Genomic DNA, 26183 nt, shown 5'->3' with positions numbered 1-26183 from the left:
AATTCCATTGTCCAGTCAAGGAATTACAAAGATTCCTTGAGTCGAGTTTCTCAGATAAAGGGGTAGCCCTCCTATGTACGCGATCGTCAAGACCGGCGGCAAGCAGTACAAGGTTGCCGAAGGTGACCTCGTCAAGGTCGAGAAGATCGAGGGTGAGCCGGGTTCGTCCGTGGCTCTCACCCCGGTTCTGCTCGTCGATGGCGCAGATGTCATTGCGGATGCCGACAAGCTTGCCAACGTTACCGTTAACGCAGAGATCGTCGAGGCCGCTAAGGGCCCGAAGATCCGCGGCATGCACTACAAGAACAAGACTGGCTACAAGCGCCGCTACGGCCACCGTCAGCCGCTCACTGTTCTGAAGATTACCGGCGTCTCCAAGTAAACCGCCGAAATTTTTAATAGCTTTTCCCTAGGAGAAAATCATGGCTCACAAGAAAGGTGCGTCCAGCACCGCTAACGGCCGCGACTCCGAAGCTAAGCGCCTCGGCGTGAAGCGCTTCGGCGGCCAGCAGGTTAAGGCAGGCGAGATTCTCGTTCGTCAGCGCGGTACCTCGTTCCACCCGGGTGAGAACGTTGGCCGTGGCGGCGACGACACTCTCTTCGCTCTGAAGGCAGGCGCAGTCGAGTTCGGTACCCGCCGCAACCGCCGCATTGTCAGCATTGTTGAGAATAACTCCTAAGAACAACCCTCGGTTGTCCACATAGGATTACTGCAACGTTGAATTTGAGGCAGGTTTAACTGCCTTGCAAAAGAGCCGATTACCTTTCCCACTGCGAAAGGTAATCGGCTCTTTTGTTGTTTATGTACTGTTTCGCGCCGTTAGGTTGCGAGGCAACGTTTTGTTACCGCCTAGACTTCTGCCCGTCGGCTCGCTTAAATTAGGGCATTACTCCAGGCACTAGATGATGGCTCTCCGCTCGGAAGTGTGTGTGATTTTATGTCTCGTTTTGTAGATCGTGTCGTGCTGCATTTGCAGGCTGGCGACGGTGGGCACGGCTGTAACTCGGTGCTGCGTGAAAAGTTCAAGCCACTCGGCGGTCCCGACGGCGGTAACGGTGGCCACGGTGGCGACATTGTGTTTGTGGTAGACCCCCAGATTCACACTCTGATGGACTTCCACTTCCACCCCCATATCAAGGCTGCCAACGGTAAGCCGGGCGCGGGCGATCACCGCAACGGCGCTCGTGGTGAGGATCTGGTTCTCGGAGTGCCGGAGGGCACGGTTGTGATGACCGAGGATGGGGAAGTGCTGGCGGACATGACCGGTAAGGGTGCCCGCTTCATTGCCGCTGAGGGCGGTTACGGTGGTTTGGGCAACGCAGCGCTGGCGAACAAGAACCGCCGTGCGCCGGGCTTCGCGCTCCTCGGTGAGCCGGGTGAGGCCAAGGATCTTGTCTTGGAGCTCAAATCCATGGCAGACGTTGGATTGGTGGGCTTCCCGTCAGCCGGAAAGTCCTCGCTGGTCAGCACCTTGAGCGCTGCTAAGCCGAAGATTGGTGACTACCCATTTACTACGCTGCAGCCGAACCTGGGTGTAGTCAACGTTGGCTACGAGTCCTTCACCATCGCAGATGTGCCGGGTCTTATCCCGGGGGCTTCTGAAGGCCGTGGTCTCGGGTTGGATTTCCTGCGTCACATTGAGCGCTGCGCTGTGCTGGTGCATGTGGTTGACGCTGCTGCGCTGGAGGGGGACCGCGATCCGGTTTCTGACATCCAGGCGTTGGAGGCGGAACTCGCCAACTACCAGTCGGTGCTGAAGGCCGACGTGGGGCTCGGGGATCTCGCAGAGCGTCCGCGCGTCATCGTGCTGAACAAGATTGACCTGCCCGACGCTCGCGAAATGATTGACATGCAGCGCGAGGAGCTAGAGAAGTTCGGCTGGCCAATTTATGAGATCTCCACGGTGACGCACGAGGGGCTCAAAGAGCTGACCTACGGCCTGAAGGATCAGATTGCCGCCTACCGCAAGGCGCATCCGTTGCCAACAGAACAGGAGCCCCGTGCGGTCATCCGCCCGGAAGGTGTGCGTGGCAAGAAGCGCGAAGGCGCGGAGGACTTCACCATCGAGCGCGATTCGAATACCCCAGATGGGTTCATTGTGCGTGGCCGTAAGCCGGAGCGCTGGATTAACCAGACGGACTTCGAAAACGATGAGGCAGTCGGCTACTTAGCTGACCGCCTGGCCAAGCTTGGTGTCGAAGATGCCCTGGCAAAGGCTGGGGCAAAGGTTGGCTGCCCGGTGACGATTTCCTATCTCACCTTCGAGTGGTACCCGCAGCAGGTCGCGGGCACCGATGACTTCGTGCCGAGTGGCCGTGGTACCGACGATCGTCTCTACGTCAACGAGCGCACTAGCGCCGAGCAGCGTAAGCGTGCATCGCAGGCCCGCCGTGGTCTGATTGACGAGTACGATTTCGGGGATGGCGAAGAGGCTATTCGCGACCGGTACTCATAGGCGCTGGCGCCAGCGTCGTCGGCAAGCGAAGACTTCAAACTTGCATTTTGCCATTGATTGTTTAAACAATTATATGGTCAGAATTAAATGAGACCGTCATGTTTTCCATTAGTGAAATGAGTGAGTCAGTTATCCCTTCCGACACCGTTGCCAACGATGTTGACGTCACTGGAGCAGATGCATTAGATGCCCCGGTAGCTACCGCGCCGAAGTCTGAATCGGGCGCGCCGATTTCCCGTGAGGAGGTCGACGAGCTGCTTCACGACAATCCCGAGTCCACCGTCGCTGAGATTGAAAAGGCGACTGAGAATTTATCTCCGGGAACCAAGGGTGGTTTCGATTCCGAGACTCGTGAGGCAATTCGGACCGCGAAGCGTGTCGTGGTGAAGATTGGTTCTTCCTCGTTGACCGGATCTGACGGTCGTACCGATCCCGAGCGCATCGACTTCATCGCCGATGCCCTGGAAAAGCGTATGGGCATTAGCGATGTCATCGTTGTGTCCTCCGGCGCGGTGGCATCCGGAATGGGGCCGCTGGGGCTGACTTCACGTCCCTCTGATTTGGCGACCAAGCAGGCGGCTGCAGCTGTGGGGCAGGTGCGCCTGGCACAGGAGTGGGGACGCTCCTTCCTGCGCTATGGTCGCACTTCTGCACAGGTGCTTTTGACCTCGGACGATGCGGGTGTGCGTTCGCGTGCCCGCAACGCCCAGCGCACTATCGATCGCCTGCGCCAGCTGGGCGCGGTGCCAATCGTCAACGAAAATGACACGGTCGCGACCTCGGAGTTCCGCTTCGGCGACAACGACCGCCTCGCCGCGCTGGTCAGTCACCTGGCGTACTGCGATGCACTGATTCTGCTTTCCGACGTCGACGGCCTCTACGACCGCAACCCGGCCGACCCAGGTGCAACCTTTGTGCCGGAGGTGCGCAGCGGTAACGATTTGCGTGGTGTGGTCGCCGGTGACGGTGGTGCACTGGGCACCGGTGGAATGGCCTCGAAGGTGTCTGCCGCACGCCTGGCTTCGCGTGCTGGGGTGCCGGTGTTGCTGACTTCGGCGTCCAACATTGAGCGAGCACTGGACCAGGCAGACGTGGGAACCGCTTTCTCCGCGAAGGAAAACCGCTTGAGCGCCTGGAAGTTCTGGATGCTCTACGCAGCGGATAGCTCGGGCCTGCTTCGTCTGGATGCCGGTGCAGTCGACGCCGTAACACGCATGCGTAAGTCGCTGCTCCCGGTCGGTATTACCGCGGTTGACGGTGAGTTCTCCGCTGGTGACATCGTCGACCTGATTGGCCCGAGCGGTGAGGTCATCGGTCGCGGCGAGGTCAATTACGACTCTGAAGAACTGCTGGGCATGATCGGCTACCACACTGAGGAATTGCCGAATGACATGCAGAAGCCTGTCGTCCATGCCGACTATCTGTCGGATTTCGCCTCCCGCGCTTAGGAGGGCATTGCGCTGAGAGCTGCAGCGCTTAAAGACGCGCACACCTGGGTGCGCCCGGACAGAAATGTCTCGGCAAAGAGTAGCTGAGTGCGGACTGGCTGGGGGAGGAGCGGCTGAGTGCGGACTGCCTGGATGAGGAACCTTCGGGCATAATCCTAAGTGTGTTATCGAAAATTATTGGCGTCATTGGCGAGTTGCTCTTGACAGCTGGAGTGCTGGTGGCGCTCTTCGCCTTTTATCTGCTGTACTGGTCTGGTCTTGAGACCGGGAAAGCTCAGCAGCAGGCTCGTGAAGAGCTGCAGCAGGCATGGTCCGCACCGGCGTCGGCCCCAGCTCCGGCGCCAGAAGGTACGGAGCCAGCTGTTGAGGGGTCCTGGATGCCTGGTTCTGCGGTGGCGATGATTTCCGCTCCTAAGGCCGGTTTTAGCGATTTGGTCGTATTCGAAGGTGTCTCCCAGGAAGTTTTGCGCGGTGGCCCCGGCCATTATCCGAGCACAGCCCTGCCGGGGCAGGTGGGCAACAGCTCTTATGCCGCTCACCGTGACGGCCACGGAGCTCCCTTTGACAACATTGACCGCCTGCAAACGTGCGATGACATCACTGTAGAGACACGTGATGCTATTTACCGCTACAAGGTATTGCCGGTCGACGGTATGGCTGGCGCAGGGGAAAGCTTCGACTGTGTGCCAGCAGGAACCAACGTCCCCGAGATTCCCGGCCAGCACATTGTCACTCCAGACCGCGCCGATGTCCTCAATCCGGTCGGTGACGCGACTCTACTAACGCTGACTACCTGCCATCCGCAGTGGGACAACACTCATCGGCTCATTATTCACGCGGTTCTCGCCGGCGTTGAGACCAAGGAGGTCAACTAGATGTACGCAGCATATTGGCGATCCCTGCCGGGGCCGTGGTGGGTGAAAGCGATCATCACCATCGTGATTGCCGTCATCGTGTTCCTGCTGTTGATGAATTACATCTTTCCTTGGGTTGCTGAGCTAATTCCCTCAAATGATGTCTCGCTCTAGTTATGCTGGTAGGCATGACTGCTCAAACGAACGAAACTGCTAACACCAATCAACAGGGCATTGCCGAGGATTCGGCTCTTAGCCCGGAGCGTGCTGCTGAGCGCGCCGAGGTTTTAGATAAGGCACAGCGTGCCAAGGCTGTCGCGGGAGAGCTGTCTCGCTTCACGTCGGCACGCAAGAACGAGCTCCTGCTGGCCGCAGCGGACGCGCTGGTCGCCAGTACTGAAGAGATCCTGGTGGCCAATGCCAAGGACATCGAGGCCGGTAAAGCCCGTGGTTTTAGTGACTCCCTGCTGGATCGCCTGCGCCTTGACGCCGCTCGTGTTGAGGGTATCGCCGGTGGGCTGCGCCAGGTTGCGGCCCTGCCGGATCCGGTAGGCGAGGTGCTGCGTGGAAGCACTCTTCCCAACGGCATTAAGCTTTCCCAAGTCAGCGTCCCGCTGGGCGTGATGGGCATGGTCTACGAGGCACGCCCGAACGTTACTGTCGATGCCTTTGGTCTGGCGCTGAAGTCGGGCAACGTGGCCTTGCTGCGTGGCTCCAAGTCCGCCGTCCATTCCAACACGCAGCTGGTCACGGTTTTGCGTGAGGTGCTGGCCAACCACAATGCACCGGAGGACCTCGTCCAGCTGCTGCCGTGTGAGACCCACGATTCCGTGCAGGACCTCATCACTGCCCGTGGCCTGGTTGACGTGGTGATTCCGCGTGGTGGCGCCGGTCTGATTGAGGCCGTCGTGACGAAGGCAACGGTGCCGACCATTGAGACCGGTACCGGTAATTGCCACATCTACATCGATGCCTCCGCCGACATTGACGAGGCGATTGCGCTGATGATTAACGGCAAGACCCGCCGTCCGAGCGTCTGTAACGCCACCGAAACGGTGCTCATTGACTCGGCGCTGTCCGCGCAGGATCAGGTCCGCATTTTGGACGCGCTTGCCGACGCGGGCGTTGCGGTCCACGGCGATGTCGATAATCTGGCGGCCTCTGGGTGGACTGGTGAGGTCATTCCTGCGACGGCGGAAGACTGGTCGGATGAGTACCTCTCGTTAGACATTGCCGCGCGCATTGTCGACGGTGTGGTGGCCGCGACGGATCACATCACTGAGTACTCCTCGGGCCACACGGAGGCTATCTCTGCACGTGACTGGGGTGTGTGCCAGGAGTTCGTCGACCGAGTTGATGCCGCAGCGGTCAGTGTCAATGCCTCCACTGCATTCACCGATGGTGAGCAGTACGGGTTCGGTGCAGAGATTGGCATTTCCACCCAGAAACTGCACGCCCGTGGGCCCATGGGTCTGCCGGAGTTGACCAGCAGCAAGTGGGTTCTGGCCGGTCGTGGACAGACTCGTCCGTAGTGCCCAGGTAGAGTGCCATACATGATTAAGCGCAAGAGAAGTGTGCGGTCGCGAGTGCATGCCGCGTTGACATCAAAGTCGGCGGAAGCGCCCCGGCAGCGCATTGGCGTAATGGGTGGCACTTTTGATCCCATCCACAATGGTCACCTGGTTGCCGCCAGCGAGGTGGCAGACCGTTTTGACCTTGACTTTGTGCTTTTCGTACCCACGGGTGAGCCGTGGCAAAAGCGCGGCCGGAAGGTCTCTCACAGCGAAGACCGTTACCTGATGACGGTCATTGCCACCGCGTCGAACCCACAGTTTTCGGTCTCGCGGGTTGATATTGACCGGCCGGGTGCGACCTATACCGTCGATACGCTGCGGGATTTGAAGGTCATATATCCCAACGCGGATCTGTTCTTCATTACCGGTGCCGATGCGCTGCAGAAGATTATGACGTGGCGGGACTGGGAGGAGATGTTCGACGCAGCAACGTTCGTCGGTGTCACTCGCCCAGGAGTTCACTTGCGTGCAGAGGATCTGGAAGGAATCGACGCCTCGCGGTTGCACCTCATCGAAATTCCCGCGATGGCTATTTCTTCCACCGACTGTCGAAAGCGTGCGGAGGCAGGACGCCCTGTTTGGTACTTGGTGCCGGATGGGGTGGTGCAGTACATCGCTAAGCGTGGTCTGTATCAGTCCTCTGAAGGCACGGTTGGTTCTGTGGGGCCCGCATCGGTGAACTCGACCTCCGAGGACGCGGCGCCGGTGGATGCGGCGCCGGTGGATGCGAAGTCCGATACCGCGGACTGAAAGTTAGCAAAATCCCGCTGAGGCGGTAAGTTACAAGTACAAACGCTGTTTTTCACGACTTTTAATCACAAGGAGCTGAAGTCTTTCGTGACTGCACAACCACGCGCCATTGAGCTGGCGACCGCCGCGGCGAAGGCCGCCGATAGCAAAAAGGGTGAGGACGTCGTTGTTCTCGATGTCTCTGGCCCAGTGGTGATTACGGACGCATTCGTCCTGGTCAGTGCCGACAATGAGCGTCTGGTTGCCGCAATCGTCGACGAAATTGAGGACGATCTGCGTGACCTCGGCGCAAAGCCGGTTCGCCGCGAAGGTGTCCGTGAGGGGCGTTGGGCGCTGCTGGATTACGGCGACATTGTCGTGCATGTCTTCCGCAGTGAAGAACGCGACTTCTACGGCCTGGATCGACTGTGGCGCGATTGCCCGCGCATCGAGGTCGAGGGCATCGAGCAGCCGAGCAATGAGGACGGCGAAGATTCCGCCCGCAATGCTCGTTCTATCGACGAGATTCCGCTGGCTGCCGAAAACCCGGACACGGACGAGTTTTAACTGTGGCGGGCTCACGCGAGGCACATGTTGCCGCTCGACGACGCCTGATTATGCTGCGGCACGGGCAGACGTCGTACAACGCTACCGGCCGCATTCAGGGACAGCTGGACACGCAGCTTTCCGACGTTGGCCGCGAGCAAGCCCGTACTGCGGCGCAGTACCTGGCGGAGGCTGAACCGCGAATCACAAAAATCGTGTCTTCTGACCTGACCCGGGCAGCCGACACCGCCCGCGCGCTAGCTGAGGTCACCGGTGCAGAGTTGAGTTTTGATAAGCGCCTGCGTGAGACCAACCTCGGTGAATGGCAAGAGCGTACCTACGACGAGATTGACTCCGCGTTTCCCGGTATGCGTGATCACTGGCGCCATAACCTCAACTGGGCACCCAAGGGCGGCGAGACCCGCTTTGAGGTTTCCAACCGAATGCTGGCAGTCATTGCTGAGCTAGCGGCCAACCTCGATTGGGAGTCGGATACCTTTGTGCTCGTGTCCCACGGTGGTGCCATCGCTGCCGCTACCGCGGCCCTGCTGCAGATGCCGCGCGACTACTTCAGCACGTTCAACGGCCTGGGCAACACTGCGTGGGTCGAAATGGAGCAGCGCACGCGCGTCAATGGTGAAACCTCCTGGTGCCTGAATGCTTTTAATGCGAAGGTCCGTGAGCGGGAGCCGCAGGTTTCTGACTCTTCAGGAGGCCGCCATGCCCGGTGACGGTCGTGTCCGCATTGTTGTCGATGACACCGCGTGTCTGATGCCCGAGGTTGCTCGCAAGCTCGACATCACCGTGGTTCCCATCGGCCATGACATCAATGAAGATGCCGTCACCACGTCGGCAGTCAGTCCGCTGAAGCTGTGCGCCGCATATGCGCGTGCGCTGGAACGTTCCAACAAGGACGGTTCTGACGCTGGCGTTGTTGCCCTGCATCTTGGCAAGGGAATGTCCGCTACCTGGTCTAACGCTGTCACAGCTGCTGGAGCGCTGGACCGTGTGACCGTCATCGATACCGACACCGTCGGAGCTGGAGTCGGTGCAGCTGCTATCGCGGCAGCCAAGGCCGCGAGGGCCGGGGCCAGTCGTGATGAGGTTGCCGACGTCGCCCGTGATGTGCTGCAGCGCTATCGACTCTGGTTATTCGTACCAAAGCTTGATTCGCTGCGCCGTGGCGGTCGCATCTCCGCAGGCCAAGCGATGCTCTCCACGGCTCTCGCTATCAAGCCCATCGTCGGCATCAAGGATGGCTCACTGGCGCTGGTCGCCAAGTGCCGGACAGAGGCGAAGGTCAAGCAGCGCATGGTGGATTTCGCCACGAAGATGGTGCGGTCTGCGTCATCGGCGAACCGTCCGCCTGCGGTTTTGCTGCATCATTCCGACGCGCTTGACGACGTTCACGAGCTTCAGGCCATGCTTGCCGAAGAGCTACCTGACGATACCCGGTTTAGAATCCTGGATTTGCCGGAGTCGCTGACTGCTCATGTCGGGCAGGGAGCCTATGCGGTTGGCATGGTCTCCGGCGGCTCGATTGATTCGGATGCCATGGATTTTGAAGCAGAGATGGGCGTGACAGCGCTGCTCCACAGTGTGGAGGAGAGTGACGCGCGTGCTGTTGATGCTGAGGCTGTGGACACGGTAGACGACGATTCCGGGAACATAGACAATTCCGGTGACTCTGCTGGCACGGACGGTTCGGTTGAAAACGCTGGCGCCACTGACTCAGGTGAGCCGATCACCGACCAGGCTGAGGTGAAGGTAGTTGAGAATCCGGCTGCCAGTCGCAACCGCAATAAGCGAATCCATCGCACAGTCGTGACTAATGAGCAGGGAATTCCGCTTTTCACCACGGCTGTTTCTAAATTGCCAACGTGGAGTGAGAATCGCCAAGCAGCCCTGGACAAGGCTGAGCGTCTGGCGAAGGCTATTTCTGATTTGGCGCTGCGCGATAAGTCCGATCCCGAGGGAGCTGTATTTGGCGCCGAAGGGGAGAAATCGCAGGAGTCGTCGTCAAGCGACAAGCGTGATGATGACGGCGACGAGAAGAAGAAGTAGTTTCTGAACTGCGACGATGGCGTGGCCTGTGGATAACCTCCACAGGTCATTTTTTATCCACAGATGACGTCTCGATGAGTGCTTTCGTCGAGGTGGGGTGTGGGGCGGGGCGCTAGTGTGCGCATCGTGACGAATTTGCGGAATCGGCTGGTGGACTACCTGGAACCGATTGACCAAGACAAGCGCATGGCGGTGGACTTTTCCACGCGCCGGGCGGTGGTGACACCGCGGGTGGCGATGGCCGCGTGCATTGTGATTGTCGTATTGGCCTTGGGAGCAATCGCTGCGGTGGTGTGGACATCGACGCCGCAGGTATCGATGCCTGCAGTGCAGGACGCGGCTGTTGCGGGATCGACACCGGAGACGACCGAAACCCCAGCGGAGATGCGTGGCGGTCCGGGGCAGGAGACTAACCCTCAGGCACAGGCGGGGCCGTTGATTGTGTCGGTGGTGGGGTTGGTTGTGAATCCAGGCGTGGTGGAGGTGCCAGCGGGCGCGCGGGTGGTGGAGGCAATCGATCGTGCGGGTGGGCTTTTGCCGGAGGCTAATCCAGCTAGCGTGAACCTGGCGGCACCGTTGGTTGATGGTCAACAGATTGTGGTTGGGACAGAGGCGCTCCCAGCAGGAACGGCGGAGGGTGGAGCCGATGTTTCCGGCGGTTCTGGTGCCGGTGCTGCGGGTATCGCTGGCCCGGGTGGCTCGGACGGAAAGATCAACATCAATACCGCTTCTGCTACTCAGCTGGAGGAATTGCCCGGAATCGGGCCCGCAACGGCGACCAAAATCATCGACTTTCGTGAAAAGAACGGGGCTTTTGCGAGTATCGACGCACTTGAGGAGGTTCCGGGAATCGGCCCGGCGAAGGTAGAGGCTCTGCGCGATGCCGCCACCGTCTGACCTGCGCGCTCGTGCTGGGCTCGATGTGCGGCTAGTGCCAGCAGCGGTGTTAGCGTGGGCGACTGCGGTGGCAGTGATTATGCGCCCAGAATGGTTGATAGTTGTGGCACCGAGCGCAATCGCGACTGCGGTGGCGTTGCCGTGGGCGTGGCAGCGTTGGTCGTGGCGATGGGGCAGAGGTGCGGTGACATCCGGCTGGCGAGCGATCGCCACTATCCTGGTGCCAGCTGTGGCGGTGGCCAGTGTTGCGGTGTCCACGCGAATCCGCATAGCGCAAGCCCGAGCCCACGAGCTCTATGACGACATCGGTGGGATGGCGAAAGTGCAATTGCGCCTTGTCACCGAGCCGAAAGCAACCGAGTTCGGGGCCAGTGCGAAGGCACGCATCGAGGGCCTTCCGGGGCAGGTGTCGGTTTTCGGCGACGAGTCACTGTTGACGGTCACGAGAGACACCGTAGTTGAATCCACAGCCGGTATACGTGCGGCTAGCAAGCCCTGCATTAGCGGTATCCAGTTGAATCTGCGCGGCGATATTGAGGTCATCGCGCCACCGCAGGGGCTGGCAGCTCAGGCGCGCCAGCAGCTCTTTGACTCGGCGCAGAATCTCCCCGTTGGTCCCGATCGCCTCATACCCGCCATGGCCATCGGCGATGAGCGCGGCTTTAGCCTCACCGACGGCGACATGATGACTGCCTCTGGGCTTTCACATCTATCAGCAGTCTCTGGAGCGAACGTTGCGCTTGTTGTCGGGGCTGTTGTAGCCGTGTTCTCGTGGACGGGACCGCGGGTGCGAGTCGCAGTCGCCGCATTTGCTCTATATGGCTTTGTAGCAGTTGTGGGCACCGAACCGTCAGTGCTACGCGCAGTGGTCACCGGTTGCATCGGGCTGTTGGCGATTCTCGTAGGACGAGCGGGCCAGGCCATCGCGGCGCTGTCGGCTGGCATTATCGGTTTAATTCTCCTGGCACCCGACCTATCGGTATCAGTAGGCTTCGCCCTCTCGGTCGCAGCCACCGTCGGGCTAGTCCTTCTTGCCGAGCCCCTTGCCAGACGTCTGTCCGCCACCACCGTTATGGGTGCCTGGCCCGCCCCAGTAGTCCGCGCCATCGCCGTATCGATTGCCGCACACGTGGTCACCATGCCCGTATTGGCGCTTCTCATCGGCGAAATTAGTCATGTCTCACTGCTCGCCAATCTCCTCGCCGCGCCCGCTGTCGCACCCGTTACTATCGCCGGTTCGCTCGCTGCCGTTGCCGCCGCACTGCATCTCAATTGGCTGGTCAGTGCGCTGCTCTGGTGCGCCGCGCCGTTCGCGTGGTGGATTCATCAGGTCGCACGTCTCACTGCAGGAATCGTCGCGCCCGCCACAGGGACGGTCACGTTGGTCGTCTCCTGCACGCTCACACTTACATGCTTGACGACGCTCTGGGCGTGGCCCCGTCTTGCGCTTCGCGCTGGGGCCTGTGCCGCTGTCTTGGCGGCCGGTAGTTATGCCGTTATTTGGGTGTTTGGCCTTGACATTGCTCGTGCACCACAGGGGTGGCAACTTGCAGCCTGTGCGGAGAAGAGCCAGATCGTTCTCATCCGCACGGGGGCTGACGGAGAACCCGTCAACCATGTTGCATCTACTGGCCACCCTGTACCGACCCCGCTCAGTCGGCAGTGCCGAATTTCCCTCGGACTCACCGAGCAAATGACGTGGCATGCCCAGGTACTGGATGCTGCCGCAGATAACCCCACGACAGAAACCGTGGTGGTGGAATCCCCGTCGTATACCGCTGAAGCCGTGAGCGACCAACCGTCCCAATTAGGCCGCTCACCCAAGTGGTTTATCGCTCGCGAGTGTGGTCCGCGCGTGCGAGAAATCGTAATGACACCCGAGCAGATTCCTGTGGTGTGCCCGCAGCGAGATGGGCCGCAAGCTCTCTATTCGAATAGTGAAGTCTGGCGAGGAAGGTGAAATCCGGGCTGTCCCGTAGGCTAGAAACAACAGTCGCAGGAATCAACGCGGAAAAGAGGTCGGGATTGAGCGCCGTCGCACCCGTGAACTTGATTGTGGGCAAAGAGGAGCTGCTGAAAGACCGCGCCCGCCTCGCCATTGTCGCTGCCGTCCGCGCGCAGGCAGCAACGGAGTCCGATCCGGGTGGACGCTCGGTGCCTGTGACCACCATCCGCGCAGGGGACATGACTACTGTCGATGCCGTGGAGCTTTTCAGCCCCTCGTTGTTTGGGGATGACCGCATTGTGGTTGTCACCGACTGCCAGGATGCGGGTAAGGAACCCGCCAAGCTATTGATGGATTCTGTTAAGGATCCCGCGCCGGGCATCACGTTGATTCTCCTTCATAGCGGTGAGGGACGTCAGAAGAAGATGGTGGCTGACCTGCGTAAGCTAGGCGTCCGCTTCTTCGAAGCACAGCCGCTCAAGAGAAACGACTTGCCCGGTTTCGTTGGCGAAGAGTTCGCCTCACACGGGGTTAAGGTGCGTCGCGACGTCATCGATACTGTCCTGGATGCGGTCGGTTCAGACCTCCGCGAACTGGCGACTGCCATTTCCCAGCTGTGTGCGGATACAGCGGGCAAGGTCACCTCGGAAGCAGTGCGCACCTACTACGGTGCTTCGGCGGAGGTCTCGGGCTTTGAGATTGCCGAGCTCGCACTGCGCGGTCGCGGTGGGGAAGCGTTGGCCAAGATGCGCCGCGCCTTGCAGCTGGGCATGGCACCGGCACTGCTGTCGGCTGCAATCACGGGAATGGTCGGTGATGTAGCGCGGCTCCACGGCGCGCGTGGTGTCAATGCGCGCAGAGATGCCCACCGCTATGGCATGCCGCCGTGGAAGTTGGAGAAAACTCAGCGGTTGGCATCTGCCTGGTCAACCCCGGCGGTTGCTCGCGCTGTGGTTGTCGCGGCACAGCTGGATGCGGACACCAAGGGCGCTTCGTCGACGCCAGAGCTGTCGCTGGAACAGTCGGTGCTTCGTATCGCGGAGCTGGCGCATTCGTCCCATCGGCGTTAAAAAGTTACGGGCTGCAAATATGAAACTGTGCGAGTTTATGACGCTTTCAGGCCATTTTTCGGGCCGTTTCCGACATAAACGCAGTCAGTAACTCGCATTGAACCGTGGTCGTCAGACATAAACGCAGTCACTAACTCTCGTTGGGGTTAAAAAATAAGAACCGCCTCCCGCCACATCCGAAATGAAATCGGAAAATAGCAGGAAGCGGTTAACTTTCACGGTGCGAGCGCGGCGTAAAAGCAGTGCTGGCACGACGCAAGCGCAGCGCTGAAACAGCCGCTGCAAAAGCACAGCGCACAGCGCCAAAAGGGAATTAGCCCTCCAGCTTGTTGAAAGCCTTAGCCATACCGGACTTCTTGTTAGCCGCGGTGTTGCGGTGGAAGACGCCCTTGGTGACAGCCTTGTCCAGCTTGCGGGAAGCAACGCGCAGCTGAGCCTCAGCAGCAGCCTTGTCGCCAGCCTCAACAGCAGCCTGGAACTTGCGGATCTCGGTGCGGACTGCAGAGCGGATAGCCTGGTTACGCAGGCGAGCCTTCTCGTTGGTCTTGATACGCTTGATCTGGGACTTGATGTTTGCCATCGTGAATACCTCTTGTATCCGTAGTAGTTGGAATTGTTACCGCCCGACACCAAGAAAAGTCCTGATCACAGTGCAAATTTCGGCTCGAATCCCTGCTGGTCAAACTAATTAACCAGCGGGATAAAACCACGCACTGCGCTTATACGGCGATGAAAACGCGAACCCAAGGTCCTGCCCGCGCTCGCCGCAAAGGAACGCAACGGTAAACAACTTGCAGAATTCTAGCAAACAGCGCTGCCTAATACCAGCCGCTGCCTAAAGCCAGCTACTGAGTAACTCCAGCCGCGGCTAATTCCAGCCGTAGTCCCCGCGCAACCGGGCGGCGATGAGCTCAAAGCGCCTGCGGGGCATCATTGCGCCCGCGCGGCGAATGCCAGATTCCGGGATGAGCAAAATGCGATCCATGCGAACCCACGATGGCTTGGGGTCTTCATTCCAGAACCCGCTGCCGATAAACAGCCACTCCGGTTGCTCACTGTGTTCACTTCGAGTGGAGATCAGCATGCCCAGAAGATACTGGTCGTGGCGGCCAACCACGACCACAGCGCGCTCGCGCAAAGCGGCATTTTCACCTTCGAGTTGCAGCGGAATCCAGACCACTTCGCCGGGGTCGGCCTGGCCATCCATGTCGGGGCTGTAGACGATTGTGCGGGCCAGCTCCGCGGTCGGACGCGCGATGGTCACCGAATCTCGCAGTCGAAGTAGGGCGTCCTTGGACTCGTCGGAAAGCGCGGTGTCCTGGGCGAGACCGAGCTGCGTGTTGAGCTTAAACAGCGCCTCATCGAGTGTGTCGGGGCCGCGGAACCACTCGGTACCGGCGAAAAGACGCGCGCTGATGCGATTACGCAGGCGTCGCGGCCAGCTTTCGCGTTCATTTTGATCGGTGGACGAAGTGGAGCTCATGGAATCTAAGTCTAGAGGTTTAGTGCGGAGGGAATCGATAGGTAAGATTGTGCGTGATTGTATTTAAGCCCGGCTGGTCGGTTTTCGAGGCCGGCGCATATGGGTCGGCCAACGCCGCGCCCCAATGCCCATAACGTCTTTATTTTTCGGAGTAGACCCAACGTGACCAAGAATTTTGCGGAGCAGACTTTTACGGACCCCTCACGGATTCGAAATTTCTGCATTATTGCGCACATTGACCACGGTAAGTCCACCCTGGCGGACAGAATTCTGCAGCTCTCGGGTGTTGTCGAGGCGCGCGACATGCGCGATCAGTACCTCGACAACATGGATATTGAGCGCGAACGAGGCATCACCATTAAGGCTCAGAACGTGCGCCTGCCGTGGGTTCCGCGCACAGGTAAGCATGCGGGCGAAGAGATTGTCCTGCACCTGATTGACACGCCTGGTCACGTTGACTTCACCTACGAGGTCTCGCGCGCGCTAGAGGCGTGTGAAGGCGCAATTCTGCTTGTCGACGCTGCTCAAGGCATTGAAGCGCAGACGCTGGCCAACCTGTACCTGGCCATGGAAAACGACCTGGAGATCATTCCGGTTCTGAACAAGATTGACCTGCCGGCCGCGGACCCGGATAAGTACGCGGAGGAGATTGCGCACATCATCGGCTGTGAGCCGGAAGACGTTATGCGTGTCTCGGGCAAGACTGGTGAGGGTGTTGAACAAATGCTCGACCGAGTCTGTGAGCTTGTGCCTGCGCCGGTCGGCGACCCGGAAGCGCCTGCGCGTGCGCTGATCTTTGACTCGGTCTATGACACCTACCGCGGTGTGGTTACGTACATCCGTGTTGTTGACGGTCAGCTGAAGCCACGTGAAGTCATTCAGATGATGTCCACTGGCACCAAGCATGAGTTGTTGGAAATCGGTGTTGTCTCGCCTCAACCGAAGAAGTGTAAGGGGCTTGGCGTCGGCGAGGTCGGTTATCTGATTACTGGTGTGAAGGACGTCCGCCAGTCCAAGGTCGGTGACACCGTCACGCTGAACGCCACGCCGGCCGAGGAGCCGTTGGAAGGCTACGAAGAGCCGAAGCCGATGGTCTACTCGGGTCTGTTCCCGATCTCTCAGGCCGACTATCCTGACCTGCGCGATGCGTTGGAAAAGCTCCAGCTTAACGACGCTTCGTTGACATTCGAGCCGGAGACTTCGGTGGCTCTCGGGTTCGGTTTCCGCGGTGGCTTCCTTGGCCTGCTGCACATGGAGATTACCCGTGCGCGACTGGAGCGCGAGTTCGACCTGGACTTGATTTCGACAGCTCCAAACGTTGTCTACCGCGTCGTCACCGAGGACGGCTCTGAGGTCACGGTTCACAACCCGAGTGACTGGCCGGAGGGCAAGCTCCGCGAGATTTACGAGCCGATGGTCAAGTGCACCATCGTCGTGCCGAGCGAGTTCGTTGGCCCCACCATGGAGCTGTGCCAGCAGAAGCGCGGCGAGATGGGTGGCATGGACTACCTGTCCGAGGACCGCGTGGAGCTGCGCTACAAGATGCCGCTCGGCGAGATTATCTTCGACTTCTTCGACATGCTGAAGTCCCGCACCAGGGGTTATGCTTCGCTGAACTACGAAGATGCCGGTGAGCAGCTGGCAGACCTGGTCAAGGTGGATATCCTCCTGCAGGGCGAAGCGGTTGATGCTTTCTCCGCTATCGTCCACCGCGACAACGCGCAGTGGTATGGCAACAAGATGACCAAGAAGCTGCGTGAGCTAATCCCTCGCCAGCAGTTCGAGGTCCCGGTTCAGGCGGCAATCGGTTCGAAGATTATCGCCCGCGAGAACATCCGTGCACTGCGCAAGGACGTCCTTGCCAAGTGTTACGGCGGTGACATCTCTCGTAAGCGCAAGTTGCTGGAGAAGCAGAAGGCCGGTAAGAAGCGTATGAAGAACATCGGTTCGGTCTCGGTGCCGCAGGAAGCATTCGTGGCTGCGCTGTCCACTGACGAGGGCGGTAAGTAAAAGGGGAAACTGTATGCCACGGAAGCGGAAGAAACTGGTCGAGAACTTCGAAGAGCTGCTCGAGGCCGGTGACATGGATGCGCTGAAGGCCGTCTATGACGCTTGCGCACTCAACGCAGTTTTCGGATACAGCAAGGACACTGCACTAGCGCTCCGTGGCACCCCGCCGGAGCTCATGCGCTGGCTAATCGACCAGGGAATCGACGTCAACACCGAGAACCGCTTCGGTAAAACCGCCCTGGCAGAGCACGCAAGCCGGGGCGATACCGACAAGATGAAAGTCCTGCTCGAATGCGGTGCTGACATCGAAGCTGGCAAACACTGGCCTCTATTCCAGGCAGCGAAGAGCCATCAGCCCAAGGCCATTGCGTTGCTGTTGGAAAATGGCGCTGACCTTCACCGCGAGAACCGCCTCGGTCACGGCCGGACAGCGTTCAAAGAGGCCGTCGCTACCGCCGATATCGATTCCCTCAGTCGAGTCCTAGCGAGTATCGAGGTGCTCCTGGACGCGGGTTCGGAAATCGACGACGAAGCTCGCGAAGAGTTCACTAAGTTCGGTCGCCGCTACAACCGCCTGTCAGACAAGCAGCGCGACAAGTACCAGCCAGTCATGGATCGACTATATGAGCGCATCTGTGCTGACCGCCCGCAGGAAATCACGCCTCACGACGGCCACAGCGACATTATTGTCCCCGCAGACAAGTCGATCAACGGCCAGTTCCGATACCTCTGGAACTACCTGGTGCCGGGTGGTGGCCCAGCCGCGACTGTGCAGGGCGAAGTTATCCGCATCGTGGGCCGGCTCGGGTACGAAGCGCTGGAGATGGGCTACGTCAACTGGGACGAAGACTATGCCAAGATGATCGACTTCTGGCTGGAGACGGTTGGGGCCGCCGAGGATGCCATGGCCGTCGTAAAGCAGCGCAAAGCTGGTGAGGCGGACATTGATGCGCTGACGGAGGCGACAATCGAGTGGGTTACAGAGCACCCGCAGCCGATTGCGTTGGGCGAGGTCCCGTACCGGCGCTAACTCCCAAGAAGCTAACCCCGGTTTGGTGTTAAAAATCTGTTAATGGTTAGCCACTGCATCAATCGGTAGTGTCAGCTGATATCTTTGATGGGTGGAATCCGTATACCTAACAGCAATACTGTTTTCGATTATCGGCGGACTCGGTGCGTCGTTGCTTCGGCTGCCGCCGCTGATTGGTTTCCTTGGGGCCGGTTTTGCCGTTCATGCAATGGGGCTTGAGGAAATCCCGTTCATTGATTCGCTGGCCGAGCTTGGTGTTACCACCTTGCTGTTCACAATCGGTCTGAAGCTAAATCCGAAGGATATCGTGGCGCCACGAGTGGTCTTTTCGGGGCTTGGCCACGCGTTTTTAAACACGGTAGTTTTTGCCGTGCTGTTCGGTGTCGCCAGTTTCTTGCCGCTGCGTGAGCTCACGGGACTGTCGGTGACCGCGCTAATTTACATCGGCATCGCGACTTCATTTTCGTCGACGGTGTTTGTGATGAGCCACTTGGAGGAGCAGAACCGCGGTGCTTCGGCCATCGGACGTATCGCGATTGGTGTACTCATTCTGCAGGACATCATTGCGGTCGGCGTGCTGGTGGCATCGTCGGGTAAGACCCCGGAGCTGTGGGCGCTGGCGCTGCCACTATTGTTCTTCATTCGCCCGCTGGCGGCGCGGCTTCCCAACCGCATGTTCCGCACTGAGCTGCTGGTTCTCACCGGTATTGGTATTGCAGTGGCTTCTTACTCGGCTTTCGAACTGGCAGGGCTCTCTGGCTCGCTGGGGTCCCTGGTCGCCGGTATTCTGCTGTCTTCGCACCCAATTTCTGACCGTCTGTCGGAAGCACTGATTAGTATTCGTGAGCTACTGCTGGTCGCGTTCTTTATCGAGATTGGTCTCGGTGGTCTGCCAAGCGCGGGCGGCTACGTCATCGCTGCGATTATGGTGCTGTTCCTGGTGTTCAAGGCCACTATCTTCATCTGGATTCTCAAGCGCATGGGACTGTCGCTGCGCACGAGTGCGCTGGCGGGGCTGACGTTGAGTAACTACTCGGAGTTCGGCCTAATTGTGATGGCGGCGGCGACGCAACAGGACATTCTGCCGGAAGAATGGACCTCGATTATGGCAGTCGCCGTGGCGGGTAGCTTCATTGCCAGCTCGCTGATGGCCCCGCACGAAGACAAGATTGTCAGCTTCCTGCAGAAGTTCGTCCCAGAAACCCCAGAGGACCGCCTGGTGCCAGAAGAGGCAAAGGTCATTATTGATAACGCCGATGCTCTCATCATGGGTATGGGGCGAGTCGGCGTTGGTGTCTACGGCAGGTTGGTCAACGAGTACGGCATGAACGTCTTCGGTGTTGATTTCGACGAGGATCGCATCGAAGAGCTGCGCGAGCAGGGCTACCAGGTCATCCCAGGCGATGTGACAGACCCAGAGCTCTGGCACCACATCGAGTTGGAGAAGAAACCAGCGCTGTACGTGTTGGCGCTGTCTGAGCACGCTGAGACCTACGCGATGATTCAGAACATCCGTAAGCAGGACACCGAAGCCGTGGTTGCTACCACCACTAAGGTGCAGAGGTTTAAGGATCAGCTTCTCAACGTTGGTGCCGACATGGCCGTCTACCTCTACGACGGTGCTGGCGAGGAGCTCGCCGACCGTGCAGTGGAGACGCTTAAGCAGCGGTCTTAGTCGCATCCGTTAAATACGGCAAACAACAAGCCAGCCGATTCGTTCGGCGATAAGCTGATTTCATGTCAGTCACCCAAAACCAGATGCCCGCGAGTCCTATTCGATCCAGTCGCAGTGCGATGTTTCGGATGACCGCGGGCCTTGCTGTTGTCATGCTCGGAACTCTCGTCGGCTGCTCATCTTCAGATTCCGAAGATGCCGCCGCATCACAAAGCAACAATGATCAGAGTGAGGTACAGTCGCAATCGACGTCGGCAAGCGAGGGCGATAATCCGAAGATGCCGTCGCCGACGAAGGGGACAAGCGTCGACAGCATCGGATTTGATGAAAGCGCCTACCAGAAAATTGACGTTCAGCGGTTTAGCCAGAACGGAATCAAGGCGTTCTACGTCACGCTAGACGGGAAAAAGAGCGAGTGTTTCTACTCAGACGGCGCGGTGACGTGCATCGGTAAGGCTGATTCGTCGATTCCCGACGTGGAGGTTCCGCCGTTCCCACCACAGTCGCCGGGCGCAATCATGCTGAATACTTCAGGTGCCGCGTACACGCTCGTCGAAGGGGTACCGCCGGCTCAGGAAGAGCTTGACGACGGCCAATGGACGAGCTTCGGCACCGCTGCGTGTGCGAAGACGGATGCGAACAAGCTGGTGTGCCAGTCGGATAACGCGGCCTTTGCCATCGAAGGCAAGGACAAGAATATTCGCACCTCCGGCAAGGTTTTCGATTCCGTCGAGGAACTCATGGCCCAGGGGAGTGAGCCGGCGAGGGGCTACAGTCAGGGCACGGATGCACTTGTTCAGGGGCCGATGATGTGCGGTGCCATGGAGGGCCATCGTCTGGCGGAAGTGGTCAAGGGCGAGATGACCTGCGCTGAGGCCATGGATGTGTTGGATCGGTACGACGCAATCAAGGACACTGAGGGCGGTGGCAACACCCTGACCGCTCAAGTAGGGGACTGGACCTGTAGCTCTCCGACGGCGGCGAGGTCTGAGGAGTTGGGAGCGGTAACGGTGTGTGAGGACCCGGAGCATGGCTTGGAAGTCCGTGACCCCGTGATGGGCTAGCAGGGTTACCGCGGCTAACAGCATTTTCAAATAAGCCTAAGCTGGAACTATGACTGATTTATATCTCGTGCGGCACGGTGAAACTGAGTGGTCGCGCACTGGGCAGCACACATCGGTAACTGATCTTCCGCTGACTGACAACGGTCGGGAAGAAGCCAAGGCCCTCAACGGCTGGCTGGATCCGAAGGACTTTGGGCTAGTGCTGGCATCACCCCGTCAGCGCGCCCAGGAGACCGCTCGATTGGCGGGGTTCCACGACTTCGAGGTCGAAGAGGATCTCGCGGAATGGTTCTATGGCGACTACGAGGGGATTACCTCGAAGGAAGTGCAAAAGACCGTTCCCGATTGGCAGATTTGGACTCACGGTGTGCCCAATGGCGAAACCGCGGAGGAAGTCCGTGAGCGAGTTGAGCGAGTGGTGAAAAGGGTGCGTGAATCGGGCGAAGACAAGGCGATTCTGTTCGCCCACGGTCACTCGCTGCGTGCGCTCACCACAGCCTGGTTGGAACTGCCCATTGCACTTGGCCAGTCCTTCCCATTGAATACCGCATCCCTGTCCGTGCTCGGTCGCTACCATGACCGACCTGCGGTTCTGCGCTGGAACCTCTCGCGGGGATTGTAGCGGCGTTGTACAGGTGTCTCGGTGAATTCGCCGATGCCATTCAAGCCGCCAACGCCGTCAAGCTCTGTAAGAGGTGCCTGTGAATCACAATTCCGATGCTTTCGCCCGCGTAGTCGACCGTGCCCGCGGCGTGCTCTATGGCCAGGTCATCGGCGATAACCTCGGCGCGCTAGTGGAGTTTTGTAGTGCCGAGGAGATTGCACAGCGCTACCCACACGGTGTCTGTGAACTTGCCGATGGCGGCACCCACAACATCGCCGCCGGCCAGCCCACTGATGACTCCGAAATGGCGCTGGCGCTGGCACGCTCACTGGTGCGCTGCGAAGGCTACGATGCCGCCGATGTCCGCGAGTCCTATGTGCGCTGGGCAAACTCCGACGCTTTCGACATCGGAGAGGCCACCACGGCAGCGTTGCTCCGGCGCGCGCCGAACCCGAACTCCCAGGCTAACGGCGCGCTCATGCGTATCTCACCGCTGGCTATCGTGTACTGGCGCAACCCCGCACGTGCTGGCGAACTCGCCCGCAAGGACGCCGCCATCACGCACCCGCACCCAGTGTGCATAGAGGCCAATTCACGTTACGCATCCGCGCTTGCCGACGTCATCAGCGGCGGCCTCCACCAGCCGCGCCGCGGCATTGGCGTGAGTGCGCTGATGGAGTGGCTGGCTTCCCAGCGCGCGCAGTGGGAAACCGAGTGGCAGGCCAGCGGTGCCGTGGTGGATAGCGGGGAGCCGGATTTCTCGGTGCATCAGGGATGGCTGCGCTTTGCGCTGTGGGCACTGCATGAAGAACTGCGCCGGGTAGAAGACAAAACCACGACCTTTGAGGACTCTCTGGTCCGAGTCATTGGCCGTGGCGGCGACACCGACACTAACGCGGCCATTGTTGGTGCTTTTCTCGGTGGCGTCTTTGGGGCCTCCGGCATTCCGCAGCGGTGGCGGGATGTCATTGATTCCTGCTCGCCGAAGCGAAACCGGCCCGCGCAGTATCACCCAAACGATGTTGCGGAGTTGGCGGAGAAACTGGCGGTCATGGGGAACCAATAACGAGCTAATAACCGCCGCCGCGCCGGGCTCACGCCGACGCTAACCATCCAAAAACGTCAGCCGACACTAAGAAGCGTCCGCGCTGCGTTCAATTTTCTCCAACCGGTTCTTCAGATCGATGACTGCGGCCATGCTGCCGTCAAAGACTTCTACCGGGGAGCCGTAGTCGTTGTAGGGAGCATTGAACAGATCGGGCACAGTGACAATGCCGTTTTGAACCAGGCCTGTAATCACTCGGTTCATAAACTCCAGCTGCACCGAGTTCAAATTCGCGCCGTCGATTAGGTCAGCGAAAGCCGCACGGGCAGCGCCTTCCTCAAGACCGATAACCGTGCGCACGAACCGGCTCAGCGACATGCCAAGTCGGTGTTGTAGTTCTTCGACATCGCCAATTCCAGCTTCAGCGACGAGCTGCTCCAATGACTCCACATCTACTGGTGTCAGCGGAATCGCCTTGTGCAGCTTCTGCAGCACAAGGGAGTCACCATGTTCTTCCAGAAGTTCGCGAATCTTCTGCTCAATGCTGCTCTCGGTGACGGCAAACGATGCTGCGGAGGCAGGTAGTTCCACTTCCTGTAATTCGCCAAACTCGTCTTCAATGTCGGTAATCACAACATTGCGCCTGCCGCGGTCGACATGTCGCACCAGGGAACGCATGCCGCGGCGCAGCAGCTCTAGCTCGTCCAGGCTAACGCCTTCCCACCACGACTCAGAGGCCGCATTTTCCAGCAACTCCGCCTGTGCTGCAATCTCTGGAACATTGAGTTTGGTCAGCAGATTCTCAGCCAGTCTCATTACGCGATTGCGGGCTGCCTCCGGTACGGCCCCATCAACCGATTCCAGCCCCTCGGCGGCAGCTTCCTGCATCTTCAAAATCAGCAAATCAAAGCGCTTCGCAAATTCCTCGTCAGCTGCAGATGCAAACGGCAGGTCAGCCAGATAATCTTCGAGCTCCGCAATATCCGCCGCATTCAGCTGATTCCATGAGTTCGGGCGCAGGTACTTTTCCAGATACGGTCGCGTCTTCGGGCCGACCAGCGGACTGTTCACTGGAACCTGCGAGAGCTGATTACGCAGGTGTGTCTTCACCGAATCCGCCAGGTCAGCATTGGTATTCGAGTGCCCCAACAGGTCAATCAGGCGAAGGCGGGCGAGGAAAAGTCGTTCCTGCAGTGACTTTTGCGCCGAACCGTCAGTGCTTTCCGACGAAGCCTCTGCGCTAAAACGGTGGAAGTTGTCGCAGTAGTCGAAGACGTAGAATTCCGTCTTATCCATACCTTCGCCGAACAGGTTCTTGCAGGTACGAGTACCGCGACCAATCATCTGCCAGAACTTGGTCTTGGAATGGACGGGCTTGAAGAACACCAGGTTGACGACAGCCGGAACATCAATACCGGTATCGAGCATGTCCACGCTCACCGCAATGTCGATGCTGCCGGGTTTGCTGGATTCGAAGGATTCAATCAGCTGGTTTGAGCGGGAGGATTCATGGGTAATGACCTCGGTGCGCAGCGTCGGATTAGCAACCTGCAGACGCTCACCAATCTTTTCCGCATGCGCTTGGCTGCGTGCGAAGAAGATGGTCTTACCAATGCGGTCGGCACCAGCGACTTTGATGCCGTTGGCCAGCACTTGGGTGATGACCTGGTCAATGGTGTCTTGGTTGATCAGCTTGGAGTTGATCTCCGATGCGGTGGCACCTTCGGGCGCGGCAAGCTTGGCGCCGTCTTCATCGGTGCCCCAGTCCTTGTTATCCCACTCGATCTTCTCTTCTTCGCTGAGCTCGTCGTAGATGATGCCGTCGCTCAGGATGACAGAGCTGGTGGAAAACACCTTGTAGGGAACGAGGTACCCGGCGGCGGTGGCTTCTTCCAGGCCGTATTCGCCGGTCGGCTTTCCCTTGGGTAGTTGGAACAGAGAATAGGTATTGCGGTCGACTTCATCGCGTGGGGTGGCAGTGAGGCCGAGAAGCAGTGAGTCAAAGTAGTCGAAGATTCGGCGGTAGCGGCGGTAAACACTTCGGTGTGCTTCATCAACCACGATGAGGTCGAATGCGTACGGGTCGAACTGTGTGCCCATGAGCCCGACCATGGTCTGGTAGGTGGACACGTACACCGACCCAATGCCGTTGGGGTTTTCCAGCAGGTTGACGATGCCTGCTTCTTCGTAGTGTGCCTGGAAGTTCTTCGCTGCCTGCCGCACCAGTGCTGTGCGGTCGGCCAGGAACAGAACATTCTTCACCCAACCCGCCTGCTGCAGGAGCTTGACCAGGGCAATGGACACACGAGTTTTACCCGTGCCCGTTGCCATCACTAGCAGTGCACGACGGTGCCCTTGCCCGTAGTGCTCGGTGACGGCGCGGATCATCTGCTCTTGGTAGAGACGGCCAGCGATGTCACTGTCAACTGGGATTTCCGACAGCGCCTGTCGCTGCGAGCGCTTGGAGATCATCAAGTACAGCTCGTCCTCAGTCGCATACCCTTCCACGGCGCGCGGCTGGTAGCCACCGACCTCCGGGAGTCCCGCGGCATCGTCCCACAGGTGAACTTCGTAGCCGTTGGTGTAGTAGATCACCGGGCGGCGACCGTAGTGCTGTTCAATCTCGTCGGCGTATTCGCGGGCCTGCTCACGCCCGGCACTGATTGATGAGGCGGTCTTCTTCGCCTCAACCACAGCCAACGGCTTGCCGTCTGCTCCCAGCAGCACATAATCGGCGCGCGCCCCGGAGGGCAGGAGGAACTCGGCAACGAGGTTGCCAGCGGCAGTGGTAAACCCTGCCTCCGCGAGCATCGGGTCGATGATGTCGCGGCGGGTGTCTTCCTCGCTGATGGCGTAGAGGTCGCTGGTATCCACCGTCCCCGCATCGGCTTGCGCGGCGACCAGTTCCTCACGAGTCTTTTCATCCAGCTGTTTGCGCAGCGCCTCCAGCTCTTGCTTGAGCTGCTCTTGCGCCTTAGCATCTTTGACCGCCTTCTTCCGAAACAGCTCTTGTTGACGCAGGTGTTCTTCCCGCTGTCGGTGCAACTCTTCGCGTTCTTTGCTCAGCAGTAGTGCGTCGCGCTTGCTAGCGTCGAGTCGGCGCTGCAGTTCGTCCAATTGGGCTTTGCTTGCCGACGGCTGTTTCGGAGCCTCTTTGAGGAATTCCGGGTTAAACGGTGCGCTCGGCAGCGCTGTTTTTCCCTTATCTGAGGTGTTAGCGGTGGCCCACACCAGAAGGTCGTACAGTTGCGCGATAGAGCGCTCTGCTAGTTGCGGGTTAAAGAATGTCTTCCCGTGAGCGGCGGTATTACCGATTTTGCGGACAGCGGTGATTTTTCCCTGAATGACCTGCGGTACGAACTTTCGGAATTGTGGCCTGCCTGTGAGCTCAGCGAATGTATACCCTTCAGTTTCTAGCCCGAGGAACCTGCAGATGTGAAAAGTCAGGCACTCGGCGACAAAGCGAGATTGGAAAGCAGAACCCCTGGGATTAGAGAGGGCCGCAGCTTCAGCGTTTCGACAGTCAGCCAGGAGTGAGGGGAAGGCAGCCCCGACGAATCCGAAGTTGGTTCGAGGTGCTGCCATGTGTTCCTCCGAAGGGTGCTGATTGGGGTTGGTATGTGGCTGGGAGCTGTTGTTAGTGAGTGCTGTAGTAGAGGAGTGCTGCCACAGTTCAGTATTCAACAGCG

General features: G+C 59.2%; 23 protein-coding genes. 20 read left to right on the top strand and 3 right to left on the bottom strand.

Annotated elements, in window-relative coordinates:
* Window positions 1–73 precede the first annotated feature (73 nt).
* The 14 genes from rplU (at window position 74) to holA (ending at window position 13583) form a co-directional block, all read left to right on the top strand.
* On the top strand, window positions 74–382 hold the full coding sequence (gene rplU / locus CORAM0001_RS09010; protein ID WP_005511541.1) for a 50S ribosomal protein L21: 309 nt from the start codon (window positions 74–76) through the stop codon (window positions 380–382).
* Window positions 383–422: 40 nt separating this feature from the next.
* Entirely contained in the window at window positions 423–680 is a 258-nt protein-coding gene (rpmA, locus tag CORAM0001_RS09005; RefSeq protein ID WP_005511518.1) for a 50S ribosomal protein L27, read from the top strand.
* A gap of 258 nt (window positions 681–938) precedes the next feature.
* A complete protein-coding gene (gene obgE, locus CORAM0001_RS09000; protein WP_005511509.1) occupies window positions 939–2456 on the top strand; it encodes a GTPase ObgE in 1518 nt (505 codons plus the stop codon).
* A gap of 98 nt (window positions 2457–2554) precedes the next feature.
* Window positions 2555–3904 (top strand): glutamate 5-kinase, encoded by a 1350-nt coding sequence (gene proB / locus CORAM0001_RS08995; RefSeq protein WP_005511531.1) that lies wholly within the window; start codon window positions 2555–2557, stop codon window positions 3902–3904.
* Window positions 3905–4065: 161 nt separating this feature from the next.
* Entirely contained in the window at window positions 4066–4779 is a 714-nt protein-coding gene (locus tag CORAM0001_RS08990; protein WP_005511516.1) for a class E sortase, read from the top strand.
* Window positions 4780–4932, top strand: coding sequence for a hypothetical protein (locus CORAM0001_RS11355; RefSeq protein ID WP_005511511.1), 153 nt, complete (start codon window positions 4780–4782; stop codon window positions 4930–4932).
* Between the two features lie 14 nt (window positions 4933–4946).
* Window positions 4947–6290 (top strand): glutamate-5-semialdehyde dehydrogenase, encoded by a 1344-nt coding sequence (locus CORAM0001_RS08980; RefSeq protein ID WP_244262047.1) that lies wholly within the window; start codon window positions 4947–4949, stop codon window positions 6288–6290.
* A 21-nt stretch (window positions 6291–6311) separates the two neighbouring features.
* Window positions 6312–7082: a nicotinate-nucleotide adenylyltransferase gene (gene nadD / locus CORAM0001_RS08975; protein WP_050773640.1), complete on the top strand. Its 771-nt coding sequence runs from the start codon at window positions 6312–6314 to the stop codon at window positions 7080–7082.
* An 87-nt stretch (window positions 7083–7169) separates the two neighbouring features.
* Entirely contained in the window at window positions 7170–7628 is a 459-nt protein-coding gene (gene rsfS / locus CORAM0001_RS08970) for a ribosome silencing factor (protein ID WP_005511538.1), read from the top strand.
* A 2-nt stretch (window positions 7629–7630) separates the two neighbouring features.
* Entirely contained in the window at window positions 7631–8338 is a 708-nt protein-coding gene (locus CORAM0001_RS08965; protein ID WP_005511520.1) for a histidine phosphatase family protein, read from the top strand.
* Entirely contained in the window at window positions 8328–9671 is a 1344-nt protein-coding gene (locus tag CORAM0001_RS08960) for a DegV family protein (RefSeq protein ID WP_005511533.1), read from the top strand. Before CORAM0001_RS08965 ends, CORAM0001_RS08960 begins: the two co-directional genes overlap by 11 nt.
* Before the next feature lie 126 nt (window positions 9672–9797).
* Window positions 9798–10568: a ComEA family DNA-binding protein gene (locus CORAM0001_RS08955; RefSeq protein WP_244262046.1), complete on the top strand. Its 771-nt coding sequence runs from the start codon at window positions 9798–9800 to the stop codon at window positions 10566–10568.
* On the top strand, window positions 10552–12528 hold the full coding sequence (locus CORAM0001_RS08950) for a ComEC/Rec2 family competence protein (protein ID WP_050773639.1): 1977 nt from the start codon (window positions 10552–10554) through the stop codon (window positions 12526–12528). Before CORAM0001_RS08955 ends, CORAM0001_RS08950 begins: the two co-directional genes overlap by 17 nt.
* A complete protein-coding gene (gene holA / locus CORAM0001_RS08945; RefSeq protein WP_005511539.1) occupies window positions 12525–13583 on the top strand; it encodes a DNA polymerase III subunit delta in 1059 nt (352 codons plus the stop codon). The genes CORAM0001_RS08950 and holA overlap by 4 nt, the downstream gene beginning before the upstream one ends.
* Before the next feature lie 313 nt (window positions 13584–13896).
* On the opposite strand, the gene rpsT is transcribed toward holA, so the two are convergent.
* Together rpsT and CORAM0001_RS08935 are read right to left on the bottom strand one after the other, a co-directional pair.
* On the bottom strand, window positions 13897–14163 hold the full coding sequence (gene rpsT, locus CORAM0001_RS08940; RefSeq protein WP_005511524.1) for a 30S ribosomal protein S20: 267 nt from the start codon (window positions 14161–14163) through the stop codon (window positions 13897–13899).
* A gap of 288 nt (window positions 14164–14451) precedes the next feature.
* Window positions 14452–15066 (bottom strand): type II toxin-antitoxin system PemK/MazF family toxin, encoded by a 615-nt coding sequence (locus CORAM0001_RS08935; protein WP_005511544.1) that lies wholly within the window; start codon window positions 15064–15066, stop codon window positions 14452–14454.
* Window positions 15067–15228: 162 nt separating this feature from the next.
* Here CORAM0001_RS08935 and lepA point away from each other — a divergent pair, with 162 nt between their 5' ends.
* The 6 genes from lepA to CORAM0001_RS08905 all read left to right on the top strand — a co-directional run bounded on the left by lepA (window position 15229) and on the right by CORAM0001_RS08905 (window position 22515).
* Window positions 15229–17076 carry a translation elongation factor 4 gene (lepA, locus tag CORAM0001_RS08930; RefSeq protein WP_005511529.1) on the top strand — a complete coding sequence of 616 codons (1848 nt, stop codon included), beginning with the start codon at window positions 15229–15231 and terminating at the stop codon, window positions 17074–17076.
* Window positions 17077–17089: 13 nt separating this feature from the next.
* Complete coding sequence (locus CORAM0001_RS08925; protein ID WP_005511505.1) at window positions 17090–18106, top strand: ankyrin repeat domain-containing protein; 1017 nt, start codon at window positions 17090–17092, stop codon at window positions 18104–18106.
* A gap of 91 nt (window positions 18107–18197) precedes the next feature.
* Window positions 18198–19781, top strand: coding sequence for a cation:proton antiporter family protein (locus CORAM0001_RS08920; RefSeq protein WP_005511540.1), 1584 nt, complete (start codon window positions 18198–18200; stop codon window positions 19779–19781).
* 128 nt (window positions 19782–19909) lie between these two features.
* Window positions 19910–20845, top strand: coding sequence for a hypothetical protein (locus CORAM0001_RS08915; RefSeq protein WP_005511513.1), 936 nt, complete (start codon window positions 19910–19912; stop codon window positions 20843–20845).
* 49 nt (window positions 20846–20894) lie between these two features.
* Window positions 20895–21467: a histidine phosphatase family protein gene (locus CORAM0001_RS08910; RefSeq protein WP_005511515.1), complete on the top strand. Its 573-nt coding sequence runs from the start codon at window positions 20895–20897 to the stop codon at window positions 21465–21467.
* A 79-nt stretch (window positions 21468–21546) separates the two neighbouring features.
* Entirely contained in the window at window positions 21547–22515 is a 969-nt protein-coding gene (locus CORAM0001_RS08905; RefSeq protein WP_005511535.1) for an ADP-ribosylglycohydrolase family protein, read from the top strand.
* Between the two features lie 66 nt (window positions 22516–22581).
* On the opposite strand, the gene CORAM0001_RS08900 is transcribed toward CORAM0001_RS08905, so the two are convergent.
* Window positions 22582–26079, bottom strand: coding sequence for a DEAD/DEAH box helicase family protein (locus CORAM0001_RS08900; protein WP_040361779.1), 3498 nt, complete (start codon window positions 26077–26079; stop codon window positions 22582–22584).
* Between the last annotated feature and the right edge of the window lie 104 nt (window positions 26080–26183).

The organism is Corynebacterium amycolatum SK46, from assembly GCF_000173655.1.
GTDB classification, from domain to species: Bacteria; Actinomycetota; Actinomycetes; order Mycobacteriales; family Mycobacteriaceae; genus Corynebacterium; species Corynebacterium amycolatum_A.
The sequence above is the reverse complement of the archived record's forward strand: the minus strand, read 5'-3'. Positions and strand labels throughout refer to the sequence as shown.

Coding starts and splice junctions, on each gene's coding strand:
- CORAM0001_RS08950 (WP_050773639.1), top strand. CDS start 10,552: ATGCCGCCACCGTCTGACCTGCGCGCTCGTGCTGGGCTCGATGTGCGG.
- rpsT (WP_005511524.1), bottom strand. CDS start 14,163: ATGGCAAACATCAAGTCCCAGATCAAGCGTATCAAGACCAACGAGAAG.
- CORAM0001_RS11355 (WP_005511511.1), top strand. CDS start 4,780: ATGTACGCAGCATATTGGCGATCCCTGCCGGGGCCGTGGTGGGTGAAA.
- CORAM0001_RS08900 (WP_040361779.1), bottom strand. CDS start 26,079: ATGGCAGCACCTCGAACCAACTTCGGATTCGTCGGGGCTGCCTTCCCC.
- obgE (WP_005511509.1), top strand. CDS start 939: ATGTCTCGTTTTGTAGATCGTGTCGTGCTGCATTTGCAGGCTGGCGAC.
- CORAM0001_RS08935 (WP_005511544.1), bottom strand. CDS start 15,066: ATGAGCTCCACTTCGTCCACCGATCAAAATGAACGCGAAAGCTGGCCG.
- proB (WP_005511531.1), top strand. CDS start 2,555: ATGTTTTCCATTAGTGAAATGAGTGAGTCAGTTATCCCTTCCGACACC.
- rpmA (WP_005511518.1), top strand. CDS start 423: ATGGCTCACAAGAAAGGTGCGTCCAGCACCGCTAACGGCCGCGACTCC.
- CORAM0001_RS08910 (WP_005511515.1), top strand. CDS start 20,895: ATGACTGATTTATATCTCGTGCGGCACGGTGAAACTGAGTGGTCGCGC.
- CORAM0001_RS08915 (WP_005511513.1), top strand. CDS start 19,910: ATGACCGCGGGCCTTGCTGTTGTCATGCTCGGAACTCTCGTCGGCTGC.
- CORAM0001_RS08980 (WP_244262047.1), top strand. CDS start 4,947: ATGACTGCTCAAACGAACGAAACTGCTAACACCAATCAACAGGGCATT.
- rplU (WP_005511541.1), top strand. CDS start 74: ATGTACGCGATCGTCAAGACCGGCGGCAAGCAGTACAAGGTTGCCGAA.
- CORAM0001_RS08925 (WP_005511505.1), top strand. CDS start 17,090: ATGCCACGGAAGCGGAAGAAACTGGTCGAGAACTTCGAAGAGCTGCTC.
- nadD (WP_050773640.1), top strand. CDS start 6,312: ATGATTAAGCGCAAGAGAAGTGTGCGGTCGCGAGTGCATGCCGCGTTG.
- CORAM0001_RS08960 (WP_005511533.1), top strand. CDS start 8,328: ATGCCCGGTGACGGTCGTGTCCGCATTGTTGTCGATGACACCGCGTGT.